The organism is Pseudomonas sp. LAMO17WK12:I1 (assembly GCF_900177315.1).
In the GTDB taxonomy this organism is placed as follows: domain Bacteria; phylum Pseudomonadota; class Gammaproteobacteria; order Pseudomonadales; family Pseudomonadaceae; genus Aquipseudomonas; species Aquipseudomonas marginalis.
Map to the genome: position 1 here is coordinate 190,927 of NZ_FWZV01000009.1, position 15,502 is coordinate 206,428.

The 15,502-nt window shown below is 59.1% G+C and carries 19 protein-coding genes and 1 tRNA gene; 17 read left to right on the forward strand and 3 right to left on the reverse strand.

What is annotated here, in order from left to right; all coding sequences use genetic code 11:
- Positions 1–91: 91 nt before the first annotated feature.
- From B9N88_RS18775 to nadA, 17 genes are all read left to right on the forward strand, one after another.
- Positions 92–838 (forward strand): YebC/PmpR family DNA-binding transcriptional regulator, encoded by a 747-nt coding sequence (locus B9N88_RS18775; protein ID WP_027605539.1) that lies wholly within the window; start codon positions 92–94, stop codon positions 836–838.
- 157 nt (positions 839–995) lie between these two features.
- Positions 996–1,520 carry a crossover junction endodeoxyribonuclease RuvC gene (gene ruvC / locus B9N88_RS18780; protein ID WP_027605540.1) on the forward strand — a complete coding sequence of 175 codons (525 nt, stop codon included), beginning with the start codon at positions 996–998 and terminating at the stop codon, positions 1,518–1,520.
- 67 nt (positions 1,521–1,587) lie between these two features.
- Positions 1,588–2,199 carry a Holliday junction branch migration protein RuvA gene (ruvA, locus tag B9N88_RS18785; protein ID WP_003175802.1) on the forward strand — a complete coding sequence of 204 codons (612 nt, stop codon included), beginning with the start codon at positions 1,588–1,590 and terminating at the stop codon, positions 2,197–2,199.
- Positions 2,200–3,258, forward strand: coding sequence for a Holliday junction branch migration DNA helicase RuvB (ruvB, locus tag B9N88_RS18790; protein ID WP_003175801.1), 1,059 nt, complete (start codon positions 2,200–2,202; stop codon positions 3,256–3,258).
- Positions 3,259–3,398: 140 nt separating this feature from the next.
- The gene (ybgC, locus tag B9N88_RS18795) at positions 3,399–3,854 is read left to right on the forward strand and encodes a tol-pal system-associated acyl-CoA thioesterase (protein WP_027605541.1); all 456 of its coding nucleotides are present in this window, start codon (positions 3,399–3,401) and stop codon (positions 3,852–3,854) included.
- Between the two features lies 1 nt (position 3,855).
- Complete coding sequence (gene tolQ / locus B9N88_RS18800) at positions 3,856–4,551, forward strand: protein TolQ (RefSeq protein WP_015885609.1); 696 nt, start codon at positions 3,856–3,858, stop codon at positions 4,549–4,551.
- Between the two features lie 23 nt (positions 4,552–4,574).
- Positions 4,575–5,027: a protein TolR gene (gene tolR, locus B9N88_RS18805; RefSeq protein ID WP_161793227.1), complete on the forward strand. Its 453-nt coding sequence runs from the start codon at positions 4,575–4,577 to the stop codon at positions 5,025–5,027.
- The gene (tolA, locus tag B9N88_RS18810; RefSeq protein ID WP_027605542.1) at positions 5,027–6,100 is read left to right on the forward strand and encodes a cell envelope integrity protein TolA; all 1,074 of its coding nucleotides are present in this window, start codon (positions 5,027–5,029) and stop codon (positions 6,098–6,100) included. Before tolR ends, tolA begins: the two co-directional genes overlap by 1 nt.
- Positions 6,101–6,117: 17 nt before the next feature.
- Positions 6,118–7,398 carry a Tol-Pal system beta propeller repeat protein TolB gene (gene tolB / locus B9N88_RS18815; protein WP_043293513.1) on the forward strand — a complete coding sequence of 427 codons (1,281 nt, stop codon included), beginning with the start codon at positions 6,118–6,120 and terminating at the stop codon, positions 7,396–7,398.
- A 55-nt stretch (positions 7,399–7,453) separates the two neighbouring features.
- Positions 7,454–7,954 (forward strand): peptidoglycan-associated lipoprotein Pal, encoded by a 501-nt coding sequence (gene pal / locus B9N88_RS18820; RefSeq protein ID WP_003209827.1) that lies wholly within the window; start codon positions 7,454–7,456, stop codon positions 7,952–7,954.
- Positions 7,955–7,960: 6 nt separating this feature from the next.
- Entirely contained in the window at positions 7,961–8,797 is an 837-nt protein-coding gene (ybgF, locus tag B9N88_RS18825; RefSeq protein ID WP_027605544.1) for a tol-pal system protein YbgF, read from the forward strand.
- A gap of 163 nt (positions 8,798–8,960) precedes the next feature.
- Positions 8,961–9,608: a 7-carboxy-7-deazaguanine synthase QueE gene (queE, locus tag B9N88_RS18830; RefSeq protein WP_027605545.1), complete on the forward strand. Its 648-nt coding sequence runs from the start codon at positions 8,961–8,963 to the stop codon at positions 9,606–9,608.
- 1 nt (position 9,609) lies between these two features.
- Positions 9,610–10,287: a 7-cyano-7-deazaguanine synthase QueC gene (queC, locus tag B9N88_RS18835; RefSeq protein WP_027605546.1), complete on the forward strand. Its 678-nt coding sequence runs from the start codon at positions 9,610–9,612 to the stop codon at positions 10,285–10,287.
- A gap of 63 nt (positions 10,288–10,350) precedes the next feature.
- Positions 10,351–10,426: transfer RNA gene (locus B9N88_RS18840), tRNA-Lys, on the forward strand.
- Positions 10,427–10,618: 192 nt separating this feature from the next.
- Positions 10,619–11,197: an NAD(P)H-dependent oxidoreductase gene (locus tag B9N88_RS18845; protein ID WP_027605547.1), complete on the forward strand. Its 579-nt coding sequence runs from the start codon at positions 10,619–10,621 to the stop codon at positions 11,195–11,197.
- Between the two features lie 162 nt (positions 11,198–11,359).
- Positions 11,360–11,743, forward strand: a complete 384-nt coding sequence (locus B9N88_RS18850) for a MerR family transcriptional regulator (protein ID WP_027605548.1) — start codon at positions 11,360–11,362, stop codon at positions 11,741–11,743.
- A gap of 281 nt (positions 11,744–12,024) precedes the next feature.
- A complete protein-coding gene (gene nadA / locus B9N88_RS18855; RefSeq protein ID WP_027605549.1) occupies positions 12,025–13,083 on the forward strand; it encodes a quinolinate synthase NadA in 1,059 nt (352 codons plus the stop codon).
- A gap of 75 nt (positions 13,084–13,158) precedes the next feature.
- On the opposite strand, the gene B9N88_RS18860 is transcribed toward nadA, so the two are convergent.
- The 3 genes from B9N88_RS18860 to gcvT all read right to left on the reverse strand — a co-directional run bounded on the left by B9N88_RS18860 (position 13,159) and on the right by gcvT (position 15,472).
- A complete protein-coding gene (locus tag B9N88_RS18860) occupies positions 13,159–13,647 on the reverse strand; it encodes an RDD family protein (RefSeq protein WP_027605550.1) in 489 nt (162 codons plus the stop codon).
- Between the two features lie 94 nt (positions 13,648–13,741).
- A complete protein-coding gene (locus B9N88_RS18865; RefSeq protein WP_014339904.1) occupies positions 13,742–13,954 on the reverse strand; it encodes a cold-shock protein in 213 nt (70 codons plus the stop codon).
- A 393-nt stretch (positions 13,955–14,347) separates the two neighbouring features.
- Complete coding sequence (gcvT, locus tag B9N88_RS18870; protein WP_027605551.1) at positions 14,348–15,472, reverse strand: glycine cleavage system aminomethyltransferase GcvT; 1,125 nt, start codon at positions 15,470–15,472, stop codon at positions 14,348–14,350.
- Positions 15,473–15,502 lie beyond the last annotated feature (30 nt).

The following is a 15,502-nucleotide window of genomic DNA, read 5'->3' on the forward strand; positions in this document are numbered from 1 at the left end:
GCGCATCTTCGGATGCGCCTTTGCGTTACAAGGGTTGTATCCCACCCCGGGTGGGGTTGATAAGGTTTCTAGAGAATTTCGGAGTTGTGTTATGGCTGGCCATTCCAAGTGGGCGAACATCAAGCACCGCAAAGAGCGTCAGGATGCCAAGAAAGGCAAGATCTTCACCAAGTGGATCCGTGAGCTGACGGTCGCTGCCCGCCAGGGTGGTGGTGACCCGGGCTCCAACCCGCGTCTGCGCCTGGCCCTGGACAAGGCCCTCGGCGCCAACATGAGTCGTGACATTATCGACCGTGCCGTGGCCCGTGGGGCCGGCGCTGCCGACACCGACGACATGGTCGAGTTGACCTACGAAGGCTACGGCCCGGGTGGCGTGGCGGTGATGGTCGAATGCATGACCGATAACCGCAACCGTACTGCCGCCGCCGTGCGTCATGCGTTCAGCAAGTGTGGCGGCAACCTGGGGACTGACGGTTCGGTGGCCTACCTGTTCGAACGCAAGGGGCAGATCTCCTTCGCGCCGGGTGTGGATGAAGATGCACTGATGGAAGCGGCGATGGAGGCGGATGCCGACGACGTGGTGACCAATGAAGATGGCTCCATCGACGTGTTTACCTCGTTCGCCGGTTTCTACGCCGTGCGTAACGCCCTGGAAGCGGCCGGTTTCAAAGGCTCCGACGCCGAGATTGTGATGCTGCCGACCACCAGTGCCGAGCTGGACCTGGACGGTGCGCAGAAAGTGCTGAAGATGCTCGATATGCTCGAAGACCTGGATGATGTACAAAACGTGTATTCCAACGCCGACATCCCGGAATCCGTGGCCGAACAGCTAGGCTGAAGAATGAAGTAGATCCAAATGTGGGAGGGGGCTTGCTCCCGATGGCGGTGTATCAGTCAGCCTATGTCTAACTGGACGATCGCCATCGGGAGCAAGCCCCCTCCCACATTAGAACTACGGTGTATCAAAAAATGTGTTTATCCGACCTGCAGGCGTTATGACTTTAATCCTAGGTATCGACCCCGGTTCGCGCATCACCGGTTTTGGTGTGGTGCAACACACCCCGCGCGGCTGCGTCTACGTCGCTTCGGGCTGTATCCGTACCGGCGCAGGCGAGTTGGCTGAGCGCCTGCAGATCGTCTATCGCGGCGTGCGTGAAGTGATCCAGACCTACGGACCGGTGACCATGGGCATCGAAAAGGTGTTCATGGCAAAAAACGCAGATTCGGCGTTGAAGCTCGGCCAGGCTCGTGGCGCCGCCATCGTCGCCGGCGCCGAGGAGGGCATGGAGATCGCCGAGTACACCGCGACCCAGGTCAAGCAGTCCGTGGTCGGCACCGGCGCGGCCAATAAAGAGCAGGTGCAGATGATGGTCATGCACATGCTCAAGCTCACCTCAAAGCCGCAGATCGATGCCTCCGACGCCCTGGCCATTGCCATTTGCCATGCACACACGCGCTCCAGCCTGCTGCCTCACGGCCTGGGCACGGCACGCAGTCGTGGCGGGCGCCTGCGTCTCTGATAGCATCAGCGCAATCGTTATTTCCGGTCAGGCCTCGCTCTGACCCCAAGCTTTAAGGATCTGAACCGTGATTGGACGCTTGCGCGGCACCCTGGCTGAGAAACAGCCGCCGCACCTGATTCTGGATGTAAACGGGCTGGGGTATGAGCTGGAAGTGCCCATGACCACCCTGTACCGCCTGCCGTCGGTCGGTGAACCCATAACGCTGCATACCCATCTGGTGGTGCGCGAAGATGCGCAACTACTCTATGGTTTCATTGGCAAGCGTGACCGCGACTTCTTCCGCGAGTTGATTCGCCTCAATGGCGTGGGGCCTAAATTGGCCCTGGCGTTGATGTCGAGCCTGGAAGTGGATGAGCTGGTACGTGCCGTGTCGGCCCAGGACACCTCGGCGCTGACCAAGGTACCGGGCGTGGGCAAGAAAACCGCCGAGCGCCTGCTGGTAGAACTCAAGGACCGCTTCAAGGCCTGGGAAGTGGTGCCGAGCATGTTCGCCCTGGTGCCGAACCAGCCGGACATGCCGGCGGGCCAGGTCGCGAGTGCTGAAAGCGACGCCGTCAGTGCGCTGATCTCCCTGGGCTACAAACCCCAGGAGGCCAGCAAGGCCGTCTCGGCCATCAAGGACAAGAACCTGAGCAGCGAAGACATGATCCGCCGAGCCCTGAAGGGAATGATTTAAGTGATTGAAGCTGATCGTCTGATCGCGGCCACCGGGCCTCGTGATCGTGAAGAAGTCCAGGACCGCGCCATCCGCCCCCTTAGCCTTGCCGACTACATCGGCCAGCCCACCGTGCGCGAGCAGATGGAGTTGTTTATTCAGGCCGCGCGCGGGCGCAGTGAGTCCTTGGACCATACCTTGATCTTCGGCCCGCCGGGGCTGGGTAAAACCACCCTGGCCAACATCATTGCCCAGGAAATGGGTGTGTCGATCAAGTCCACCTCCGGCCCGGTGCTGGAGCGGCCAGGTGATTTGGCGGCGTTGCTCACCAACCTCGAGCCCCATGATGTGCTGTTCATCGACGAGATCCACCGGCTCTCGCCAATCGTCGAGGAAGTCCTGTACCCGGCGATGGAAGATTTCCAGCTCGACATCATGATCGGCGAAGGCCCGGCGGCGCGCTCGATCAAGCTCGACCTGCCACCGTTTACGCTGGTGGGCGCGACCACGCGCGCGGGCATGTTGACCAACCCGCTGCGAGACCGTTTCGGCATTGTTCAACGTCTTGAGTTCTACAGCACCGCCGATCTGGCGACCATCGTCAGCCGTTCGGCCAGTATTCTCGGCTTGCCCCTGGACCCGGAAGGCGCGTTCGAAATTGCCCGTCGGGCCCGGGGCACGCCACGGATTGCCAACCGCCTGCTGCGTCGCGTGCGTGACTTTGCCGAAGTCCGGGCCAAGGGGCATATCACCAAGGCCGTGGCGGACCTGGCCCTGAACCTGCTGGATGTGGACGAGCACGGCTTCGATCATCAGGATCGACGCCTGCTCTTGACCATGATCGAGAAGTTCGACGGCGGTCCGGTAGGTGTCGACAGCCTGGCGGCGGCCATCAGTGAAGAGCGCCATACCATCGAGGATGTGCTGGAGCCGTACCTGATCCAGCAGGGCTATATCATGCGCACGCCAAGGGGGCGGGTGGTGACGCGCCATGCCTATCTGCACTTCGGGTTAAACATTCCGTCACGATTGGGTGAGATGCCCGTGGTAGACGAATTCCTTGATGCAGTGGACGATTAAAAGCTTCACGCCAGTCGATTTATTCGATGTTTGTGCTGTCCTAGTGGCTGGCGTCGTCATTCAGTCACTGGATATGTTTTTCGAGAATGAAAAAACAGTTGCCCCAGCGGATTGGCAACCTGAGGAGTAAGCACTAGAGTATGCGCGCGCAAAACGGGGATCAGTCGTTCGCACATCGCTGTCGCGTTTATTACGAGGACACCGATGCCGGCGGCATCGTGTATTACGTCAATTATCTCAAGTTCATGGAGCGGGCTCGTACCGAGCGGCTACGGGAGCTGGGCTTTGCCCAATCCCAGCTGGCAGGGGAGGAACTGTTATTCGTCGTGCATTCCAGCGAGGCGCGCTACCACGCACCGGCGCGACTGGACGACGAGTTGCTGGTCAGCGCTGAAGTAATCGAATTGAACCGTGCCAGCCTGCGTTTCAAGCAGCAGGTCAGGCGGGCAACGGATGCAACGCTGCTCTGTGAGGGGCAGTTCCTGGTGGCGTGTGTGCGCACCAACAGTTTGAAACCTCGGGCCATTCCCGAAACTCTACGTGCGGCCTTTGCCGCCGTGAGCGGCGCGGGTAAACAATCAAAGCAGGAGATTTAGCGTGGAACCTACCGTCGTCGACCATTCCTCCATGTGGAGCCTGGTCAGCAATGCCAGTGTCGTGGTTCAACTGGTGATGCTGACCCTGGTAGCCGCATCGGTTACCTCTTGGGTCATGATTTTTCAGCGCAGCAACCTGCTGCGTGCCGGTCGACGTGCCCTGGAGAGCTTTGAAGAGCGCTTCTGGTCGGGTATCGACCTGTCCAAGCTGTACCGCCAGGCCGGCAGCAACCCGGACCCGGACTCGGGCGTCGAGCAGATCTTCCGCGCCGGCTTCAAGGAATTCTCGCGCCTGCGCCAGCAGCCGGGTGTTGATCCGGAAGCGGTCATGGAAGGCGTGGCCCGTGCCATGCGCGTCGCCATTTCCCGTGAAGAAGAGAAGCTGGAGCAGAGCCTGCCGTTCCTCGCTACCGTCGGTTCCGTCAGCCCGTACATCGGCCTGTTCGGTACCGTGTGGGGGATCATGAACTCGTTCCGCGGCCTGGCCCAGGCCCAGCAAGCGACCCTGGCCACCGTGGCCCCGGGTATTGCCGAAGCCCTGATCGCCACCGCGATCGGCCTGTTCGCCGCTATCCCCGCAGTAATTGCCTACAACCGCTTTGCTGCCACCAGCGAAACGTTGATCGGCCGTTACTACACCTTCGCCGATGAGTTCCAGGCGATCCTGCACCGTAAAGTGCACACCAGCGAAGAATAAGCAGGTAATTCCCAATGGCTTTAATCGCTCGAGCTCGCAAAAAGCGCAAGCCGGTCGCCGAGATGAACGTAGTGCCCTACATCGACGTGATGCTGGTGCTGCTGGTGATCTTCATGGTGACCGCGCCGATGCTCAACCAGGGCGTGAAGGTTGATCTGCCCAAGGTTTCCAGTGAAGCCTTGCCGCAGGACAACAACACTCAGGTCCTGACCATTTCGATCAAGGCTGACAAGACCTATTACTGGAACCTTGGCAGCGAAGTCGACACGCAGAAACAGCAGGACAAGGCCTTGACCCTGCCGGCGATGACCGATGCGGTGACCAAGATCATTCGCTCCGGCAACGAAGGCGGCAAGCACACCCAGGTGTTCATCCGCGGCGACAAGTCGGTCGACTACGGTTCCGTCATGGGCGCCATGGGCGGGCTGCAGAAGGCCGGCGTCGGTAACGTTGGCTTGATTACCGAGGCGCCCTGATGCACCAACAGCGAGAGCCGTCCGCCTCGGAAAGCTTCTTCTGGCCTAGCGTCTGGGCAATTGCCCTGCACGTCCTGGTCTTTGGCATGCTGTTCGTCAGCTTTGCCATGACCCCGGACCTGCCGCCAGCCAAGCCGATCGTGCAGGCGACCCTGTATCAGCTGAAATCGAAAAGCCAGGCCACCACCCAGACCAATCAGAAGATTGCGGGTGAGGCCCAGAAGTCGGCTGCGCGCCAGACTGAAGTCGAACAGATGGAACAGAAGAAGGTCGAGCAGGAAGCGGTGAAGGCTGCTGCGGAACAAAAGAAAGAAGAGGCGGCTCAAAAGGCCGAGGAATCGAAAAAGGCTGACGAAGCCAAGAAGGCCGACGAGGCGAAAAAGGCTGATGAAGCCAAGAAAGCCGAGAAAGCTGCCGAAGCTAAAAAAGCTGAAGAGAAACAATTGGCTGATATAGCCAAGAAGAAATCTGAAGAAGAAGCCAAGAAGGCTGCCGAAGAAGAGGCCAAGAAAAAGGCCGCTGAAGACGCCAAGAAGAAAATAGTCGAAGACGCGAAGAAGAAAGCCGCCGAAGACGCCAAGAAAAAAGCTGAAGCAGACGAGGCGAAGAAGAAAATCGCCGACGACGCGAAGAAGAAAGCTGCCGCCGATGCCAGCAAGAAAAAGGCCCAGGAAGCAGCGCGTAAATCCGCCGAAGAGAAAAAGGCCCAGGCCTTGGCAGATTTGCTCTCCGACACGCCGCAGCGTCAGCAAGCCTTGGCCGATGAACGTGGCGATGAAGTCGCGGGCAGTTTCGACGACCTGATTCGGGCGCGGGCAGCAGAAGGCTGGACACGTCCACCTTCGGCACGCAAAGGCATGACAGTAGTGCTGCAGATCGGCATGTTGCCGGACGGTACGGTGACTTCGGTCAGCGTGGCCAAGTCCAGTGGTGACGGTTCGTTCGACAGTTCGGCGGTTGCCGCGGTCAAGAATATTGGCCGGTTGACCGAGATGCAGGGAATGAAACCAAGCGACTTCGCTCCCTATCGTTCATTCAAGATGACATTCACACCTGAGGATCTAGCCTTGTGAGAAACCTTCTTCGAGGAATGCTTGTCGTTATTTGCTGTATGGCAGGGATAGCGGCGGCGGATGAAAAGAACATCCTGGTCACCAGCGGCAGCGATCGGGCTACCCCGATCGCGGTAGTGCCGTTTGGCTGGCAGGGCGGCAGCGTGCTGCCGGACGACATGGCCCAGATCGTCAGCGACGACCTGCGCAACTCCGGTTACTACGCACCGATTCCGAAAGGCAACATGATCAGCCAGCCGACCCAGGCCAGCGAAGTCATCTTCCGTGATTGGAAAGCGGTGGGCGCGCAGTACCTGATGGTCGGCAGCATCACGCCGGCCGGCGGTCGCCTGCAGATCCAGTACACCTTGTTCAACGTGGCCACCGAGCAGCAGGTCCTGACCGGCAGCGTATCGGGTACCGCCGAACAACTGCGCGACATGGCCCACTACATCTCGGACCAGTCGTTTGAAAAGCTCACCGGTATCAAGGGCGCGTTCTCGACACGCCTGCTTTATGTAACGGCCGAGCGTTTCTCCGTAGACAACACTCGCTACACCCTGCAGCGTTCGGACTACGATGGTGCGCGGGCAGTGACCTTGCTGCAGTCCCGTGAGCCAATCCTGTCGCCGCGGTTCGCGCCGGACGGCAAGCGTATTGCCTACGTGTCTTTCGAACAGAAGCGTCCGCGTATCTTCGTCCAGCACATCGATACTGGCCGTCGTGAGCAGATCACCAACTTCGAAGGCCTCAACGGTGCACCGGCCTGGTCGCCGGATGGTTCGCGCCTGGCATTCGTACTGTCCAAGGACGGCAACCCGGACATCTACGTGATGAACATGGCTTCGCGTCAGATCAGCCGTGTGACCAGCGGTCCTGGTATCAACACCGAACCGTTCTGGGGCAAGGATGGTTCGACCATCTACTTCACCTCGGACCGCGGCGGCAAGCCACAGATCTACAAGACCAGCGTTGGCGGTGGGGGCGCGGAACGCGTGACCTTTATCGGTAACTACAACGCCAATCCTAAGCTTTCGGCTGATGAAAAGACGTTGGTGATGATTCACCGTCAGGATGGTTTCACTAATTTCCGGGTTGCGGCCCAGGATTTGCAGCGTGGAACGGTAAAAATCCTCACAGATACCAACCTTGATGAGTCAGCTACTGTTGCGCCCAACGGCACCATGGTAATCTACGCCACCCGCCAGCAGGGCCGGGGAGTCTTGATGCTCGTGTCCATTAATGGACGCGTAAGGCTCCCGCTTCCTACCGCACAAGGCGAAGTCAGAGAACCGTCCTGGTCCCCTTACCTGAACTGACGCGGCGCTACAAAAAGAAGTACTTAACACACTGGGGTTCATTAGGAGTTTCACGATGGAAATGCTGAAGTTTGGTAAGTTTGCTGCTCTGGCTCTGGCTCTGTCCGTAGCCGTTGGTTGCTCGTCTAAAGGCGGCGACAATGCCGGTGAAGGCGCAGCTGTTGATCCAAACGCTGGTTACGGCGCTAACACTGGTGCAGTTGACGGCTCCCTGAGCGAAGAAGCTGCTCTGCGCGCTATCACCACTTTCTACTTCGAATACGACAGTTCGGACCTGAAGCCAGAAGCCATGCGCGCTCTGGACGTTCACGCGAAGGACCTGAAAGCTAACGGCGCTCGCGTTGTTCTGGAAGGTAACACTGACGAACGTGGTACTCGTGAGTACAACATGGCACTGGGCGAGCGTCGTGCGAAAGCCGTTCAGCGCTACCTGGTACTGCAAGGTGTTGCTCCAGGCCAACTGGAACTGGTTTCCTACGGTAAAGAGCGTCCAGTTGCTACTGGCCACGACGAGCAGTCCTGGGCTCAAAACCGTCGCGTCGAACTGCGTAAGTAATTCGTCATGCGAACGTGCCGTCGTGCTCTAACTGTATTGGCTCTCAGCCTCGCCCCGCTTGCGGTGTGGGCTGCGGTTCCTGTGGAAGACAGCAACTCTGGCTATAACAATAGCGGGAGCAGCTATCCGCCAGCGGGTTATGGCACGAACGGCGCCTATGCTGGGGGGGCGGCTACGTCCGCTCCCTCGGCACAGGGCGAACTGTTCAACCAGCTGCAACGCATGCAGGATCAATTGGCGCAGCAACAAGGCACCATTGAAGTTCTGCAAAATGAGGTGCGTCAGCTGAAGCAGGAAGGCCTGGAGCGTTACCAGGATCTTGATCGACGTATAGGAGCCGGTGTTACACCTGCCGCTACTCCTGATAATTCTTCTGCCGGTGGCGCGCCCAGCGCGGCTATCGGTGGTGCAGCAGCAGGGGCCGCCGCTGCGAGCCAAGCCCCTGCCGCCAGCAGTGAACCGGGTGATCCGGCGAAGGAAAAGCTGTATTACGATGCAGCCTTCGACCTGATCAAGGCCAAGGATTTCGATAAGGCCAGCAAAGCCTTTACCGCCTTCCTGGGCCGCTACCCAAACAGCCAGTACGCGGGCAATGCCCAATACTGGTTGGGCGAGGTGAATCTGGCAAAGGGTGATCTGCAGGGGGCGGGCCAGGCATTTGCCAAGGTCAGTCAACTGTACCCCAAGCACGCCAAGGTGCCCGACTCGCTGTATAAACTCGCTGACGTAGAACGCCGCCTGGGTCATACCGACAAGGTCAAAGGCATTCTGCAGCAGGTCGTAGCCCAGTATCCGGGTACCTCCGCTGCACAGTTGGCCCAACGGGATCTGCAACGCTTGTAAGCGATGCAGCCGTTTAGAAGAAACCCGCGCCTGGCGCGGGTTTTTTCGTTAGAATCCACGCCCTTTTATGACACACGCTTCCTGGGGCCTACGCGTTGGCGGGGTTCCTTGAAGTGCCTGACGGAGGCGGACAGCCTGTTTAGCTGTTACGCCCGTGGCGACTATGCAAGACACATTACGCATCACCGAAGTTTTTTACTCGTTACAGGGTGAAACGCGAACCGCTGGCCTGCCCACGGTTTTTGTGCGCCTGACCGGTTGCCCCTTGCGTTGCCAATACTGTGACAGCGCCTACGCCTTCAGTGGCGGCACCGTGCGCACCCTCGAAGACATCCTGGAACAGGTTGCCGGCTACCGGCCCCGCTACGTCTGTGTAACGGGTGGCGAGCCCCTGGCCCAGCCCAACGCCATCCCCTTGCTCAAACAGCTGTGTGATGCCGGTTACGAGGTCTCCCTGGAAACCAGCGGGGCCCTGGATATTTCCGCTGTAGACCCGCGTGTCAGCCGAGTGGTTGACCTCAAGACGCCGGGCTCCAAGGAAGTGCATCGCAACCGCTACGAGAACATCGAACTGCTGACGCCCAACGATCAGGTCAAGTTCGTGATTTGTTCCCGTGAAGACTACGACTGGGCCAATTCCAAGCTGATCCAGTACGGCCTTGACCGCCGTGCCGGTGAGGTGTTGTTCTCTCCCAGCCACCACGACCTGAACGCGCGCGATCTGGCCGACTGGGTGGTTGCCGATAACCTGCCCGTACGCCTGCAATTGCAGCTGCATAAATATCTGTGGAACGACGAACCGGGGCGCTGAGATGACTGATCAAAAGCGCGCGGTCATCCTGCTGTCCGGTGGCCTCGACTCCGCGACGTTAGTGGCCATGGTTCGCGCCGAAGGTTACAGCTGTTACACCATGAGCTTCGACTACGGCCAGCGTCACCGCGCCGAGCTGGAGGCCGCCGCCCGTGTTGCCCAAGACCTGGGCGTGGTCGAACACAAGGTGATTGGCCTGAACCTCGACGGCATGGGTGGCTCGGCCTTGACCGACAGCACTATCGACGTCCCGGAGGCCCCCACCCAAGGCATCCCGGTCACCTACGTACCGGCACGCAACACCGTGTTCCTGTCCCTGGCCCTGGGCTGGGCGGAGGTTCTGAATGCGCGGGACATCTTCATCGGGGTTAATGCCCTTGATTACAACGGCTACCCGGACTGCCGCCCGGAATACGTCGAGTCGTTCGAACGCATGGCCAATTTGGCGACAAAAGCCGGGGTAGAAGGGCAGGGTTTCCGGATCCAGGCACCGCTGCAAAACCTGAGCAAGGCCGCTATCGTGAAGGTTGGCGTAGGACTCGGTGTCAATTACTCGCTGACAGTTTCCTGCTATCAGGCAGACGATGACGGCCGTGCCTGTGGGAAATGCGACAGCTGCCGACTGCGTGCAGAGGGCTTCCAAATGGCCGGAATTACGGACCCGACGCGTTATTTCTGATTTATTTCAAATAAGGTGTTGAATAATCCTTAGAAATCAGTATTATACGCGCCACCACACAGCGGGTCGTTAGCTCAGTTGGTAGAGCAGTTGGCTTTTAACCAATTGGTCGTAGGTTCGAATCCCACACGACCCACCATTTTTGGCGGTTTAGAAAATCCGGAAGGCCCACGCAAGTGAGGATTTCCGGGTTTTTTTTTGCCCGCGATTTGGTGCTTACCTGCCGGTGCGCAATGCACCCAAGCTATACCAGCATTTGGCAAACCTCCCTGTTGACTCTCCTGTTACGGGCACACCCTATCCTGCCCGCTCGACTTTTCAGGATGAAGTGATGATGAGCAAGCGAGTACTGGTGATTCTGGGGCACCCCTCAACCGACAGTTTCTGTGGGGCATTGACCGACACCTATGTGAAGGCGGCCACGGAGGCCGGGCACGATGTGCGTCTGTTACGCCTGGATGCTCTGCGGTTTGATCCAGTGCTGCACGATGGCTACAAACAGGTTCAGTTGCTGGAGCCCGATCTGCTCAAGGCCCAGGCCGATATCACCTGGGCTGAGCACCTGGCGTTTGTCTATCCCATCTGGTGGGGCGGAATTCCGGCCCTGATGAAAGGCTTCTTCGATCGGATATTCCTTCCCGGCTTTGCCTTCAAGTACCGCGAAGGCAAAGCCTTTCCCGACAAGCTTTTGAAGGGGCGCACGGCTCACCTGCTGGTCACGATGGATACCCCGCCGTGGTACTACAAGTGGGTCTACCGCATGCCGGGCCTGCACCAGATGCGCAAGACCACCCTGGAGTTCTGCGGCATCAAACCATTGAAGACCCTTACGTTCGGGCCGATCCTCGGTTCCGGCGACTCCCAGCGCGAAGCCTGGCTCAAGCAAGCCCAGGCTATCGCTTGCCGCTGACATAGCCGTTGCACAGCATCGCCTTGCAGCAGGCGATGCCGGCTTTATCCCTGCCAAGTACACTGCCTTTTGCCACCTTCGGGTTTCCGACCCCGTAGACATGTGTGAAGATGCGGCGCGCCAAAGTGCTCTCCCCACTCTTGTGCCAAAAAAGGACTTTTCATGTATATCGGCAAAGCCGCCCAGCTATCGGGCACTACCGTCAAGACGATCCGCCACTATGAAGACATTGGCTTGCTGCCGCCGCCTGTACGCGAAGGTAAGTATCGGGTCTATAACCAGCAAGGCGTTGAGCTGTTGACGTTCATCAAGTGTGCTCAGCAGCTGGGTTTCAAGCTTAAGGAAATGCAGGCGATTCTTCAGGACCACCGGGGCCTGGAGCTGCCGTGGGATTTGGGCAACCAGGCCATTGCCGATAAAAAGCTCGAGCTGAAAGCCCAGATCGAAGGGCTGCAAAACATCTACGACGGTCTTGAACAGTTCGAAAGCAACCTCAAGGACGCCCGGTACCAATGCCAGTTTGAGCCTCTTTCCAAAACGGTCTGAACGAACTTGCTGCATGAACTCTGCCCGCTGACGGCTATGTGCTTGAGGTGATTTCTGAAGGCGGGGGAGACCCAAGGTACTATTGCGGTTTTTTAATCGACAGGCGCACGCGTCAAAGCCAGATTAGGCTTTTGAAACCATTGGATATTCTGTAGCCTTGCGCAGCTTCACCTTTACCCGTGCTTGATGAACACAATCACTTCGTCCGGCGGCGCCCGAAGGGCTCCAGAGCCGGTGGTACACTCGACTTTCGCGCTACTGCGCCTGCAGGTCTTGCGAACATGACGCACATTTCCGAACGCCTACTGGTTCAAGCCCACCTCGACGCCAAGCAGCCCAAGGCCCTCAGCGCCGAGGAAGAGGCGAGCCTGCGTGCCGCCATTGCTGCCGAGCTCAAGGCTCAGGACGCGGTGCTGGTTGCCCACTTCTATTGCGATCCTGTGATCCAGGCCCTGGCCGAAGAAACCGGCGGCTGTGTCTCCGACTCCCTGGAAATGGCCCGCTTCGGCGCAGCCCACCCGGCCAAGACCGTACTGGTCGCCGGTGTACGTTTCATGGGCGAGACCGCCAAAATCCTCACCCCCGAAAAACGCATCCTCATGCCGACCCTGGAAGCCACGTGCTCCCTGGACCTGGGGTGTCCGGTGGATGAGTTTTCGGCGTTCTGCGACCAGCATCCCGAGCGCACCGTGGTGGTGTATGCCAACACTTCGGCGGCGGTCAAGGCCCGGGCCGATTGGGTGGTGACCTCCAGCTGTGCGCTGGAAATCGTCGAAAGCCTGATGGACAACGGCGAGACCATCATCTGGGGCCCGGACAAGCACCTGGGTACCTACATCCAGCGCCAGACCGGTGCCGACATGCTGCTGTGGGACGGTGCGTGCATCGTCCACGAGGAGTTCAAGTCCAAGCAGTTGGAAGACATGAAGGCGCTGTACCCGGACGCAGCGATCCTGGTGCACCCGGAATCGCCGACCTCGGTAATCGAACTGGCCGACGCGGTGGGCTCCACCAGCCAGTTGATTGCGGCGGCACAGCGGCTGCCGAACAAGACCTTCATCGTGGCGACCGACCGCGGCATCTTCTACAAGATGCAGCAGCTGTGCCCGGACAAGGTCTTCGTCGAGGCGCCCACGGCCGGTAACGGCGCTGCGTGCCGCAGTTGCGCGCACTGCCCGTGGATGGCGATGAATACGCTGGAGCGTACGCTGCAGTGCCTGCGTGAGGGCAGTAATGAGATATTCGTCGAGCCGTCGGTGATTCCGCACGCCGTGCGACCGCTCAAGCGCATGCTGGATTTCACCCAGGCGGCGCGCCTGAAGCTGGCGGGTAACGCCTGAATCGAGGCGAGCTCGGTTGAAAATGTGGGAGGGGGCAAGCTCCCTCCCACATTTTGATTTCGTTCAGGCAGCGGTTTATTTCTTTTGCTTCGGGATGCGCACCAACTGCGTATCCGAGTAGATGTCATGCCAGCTGCGTTTGTGCTTGTCGAACAACGACCAGACAAACCCCAGCCCCACGCATAACCACGACGCAATCGACACTACAAAGCGCAACAGCGCCTGCCACAGGCTGATCCGCGAGCCGTCGGCGTTTTGCACGCGCACGCCCCAGACCTGCATGCCCAGGGTTTGCCCGGAATGGGTCCAGAACTTGGCAAAGAAACCAAACAGCACAAACAACAGAATCGTCGACAGCAGCGGGTCACCGTCCAGTGCGCCGGATTCGGTGAGGGTGCGCATCCTGGCTTCGCCCACGAACGCGATCCACACCAGCTTGTAGATAAACGCGGTGACGATCAGCAGCGCGGTGCACAACAGGAAGTCATAGAACATCGCTGCCAGGCGACGGCCCAGGCCAACGGCGGGGAACTCGCCTTGGGGACTCAGCAAGGGTTTAGACATGGCAGGGCTCTCAGAGGAAAAAAATCATTTTACGGAATAGCGCCCATAAAAAAGCCCCTGATGTCATGTCAGGGGCTTTTTGTCGCAGGAAGGATCAGCCTTCTGCTTGTACTTCGTCAGCCTGCATGCCTTTCTGGCCTTGAACTGCAACGAAGGTGACCTTCTGGCCTTCCTTCAGGCTTTTGAAGCCGTTGCCTTGAATAGCGCGGAAATGCACGAACAGATCCGGACCGCTTTCTGGAGTGATAAAACCAAACCCTTTCTCGTCGTTAAACCACTTGACGGTACCGCTCTGACGATCAGCCATTTTCTTATTTCCTTGACGCTAAAAATTAATGACAGCCCCTTTCACATGAAAGAGTACTGGGCTGGGTTGCAGGAAAGTAAGAGACGTCGAACGGGTTGTAGCACAACTACTTCAGCTACTGCCCAGGTCCAGGTTCCAAGCGACCCATGCAAACACAGTGGGCAAACTCTACGCCAACTAATGGAGAAAAAACAAGCCCTGGCAAAAGCCCAGGTTTTGCTCGGCCGCATGACACTTCGTTGAATAATGTGAAACCGACTTATTCGATAGAATGGGTCACTTGTTATAGGTTAATTCCTATAATAATGCCTATCGTTGCTGCACTGTTTTATGGCGGTTGCGTTACAGATTAGTGCACGTTAACGCAACCGCGTTACTTATAGGAACAGTCAATCAGCCACGATAGTAACGTTGCGGCACAAATGGCATTTTGCTTACACGAAGTGGCACTTTTTTCCCACGCACCAACGCAGAGACTTCGGTGTCCAGTGCGGTGAATGCGCTGTCCAGGTAACCCATGGCCAGTGGGCCACCCAGGCTCGGGCCAAAGCCACCGCTGCACACGCTGCCGATCACGCTGCCGTGTTCGTCGACGATCTCTGCGCCTTCACGTACAGGTGTGCGTTCCTGGGGCAGCAGGCCTACTCGCTTGCGGCTTACACCGGTTTGCTGCTGGGTGAAGATGCGGTCGGCACCCGGGAAGCCACCGGCACGCGCACCGTCGGTGCGCCGGGCCTTGGAGATTGCCCACAGGAGGCTGGCTTCGATCGGGGTGGTCTCGGTGTTCATGTCGTGGCCGTACAGGCACAGGCCGGCTTCCAGGCGCAGCGAGTCACGGGCGCCCAGGCCGATGGCCTGCACTTCGTCCTCGGCCAGCAGGCTGCGCGCCAGGCTTTCGGCGCTGGCGGCAGGCACGGAGATTTCAAAACCGTCTTCACCGGTGTAGCCCGAGCGGCTGACGTAGCAGTCCACGCCCAGCAGGCGCACCGGGGCGAATTGCATGAAGGTCATCCGGGTGACTTCCGGGGCCAGGCGCGCCAGTACCTTCACCGCAGCCGGGCCTTGCAGGGCCAGCAGCGCGCGTTCTTCGAACAGCGGCTCGATGCTGCACTGCTCGCCGATATGCTGGCGCAGGTGCGCCAGGTCCTGGTCCTTGCAGGCCGCGTTGACTACCAGGAACAGTTCGTCGTTACCCAGGTTCGCCACCATCAGGTCGTCGAGGATGCCGCCCTGGTCATTGGTGAACATGGCGTAGCGCTGCATGCCGACCGGCAGGTCGATGATGTCGACCGGTACCAGGGTTTCCAGGGCCTTTGCGGCATTGGCGCCGGTCAGGCGGATCTGGCCCATGTGGGACACGTCGAACAGCCCGGCCTGTTCACGGGTGTGCAGGTGCTCCTTCATCACGCCCAGTGGGTATTGCACCGGCATGTCGTAGCCGGCGAAGGGCACCATGCGTGCACCCAGCTCGAGGTGCAGGGCGTGCAATGGGGTTTTCAACAGGGTTTCGGTGGACATGTTCAGCTCCTGAAAAACGTGCCGGCGCGC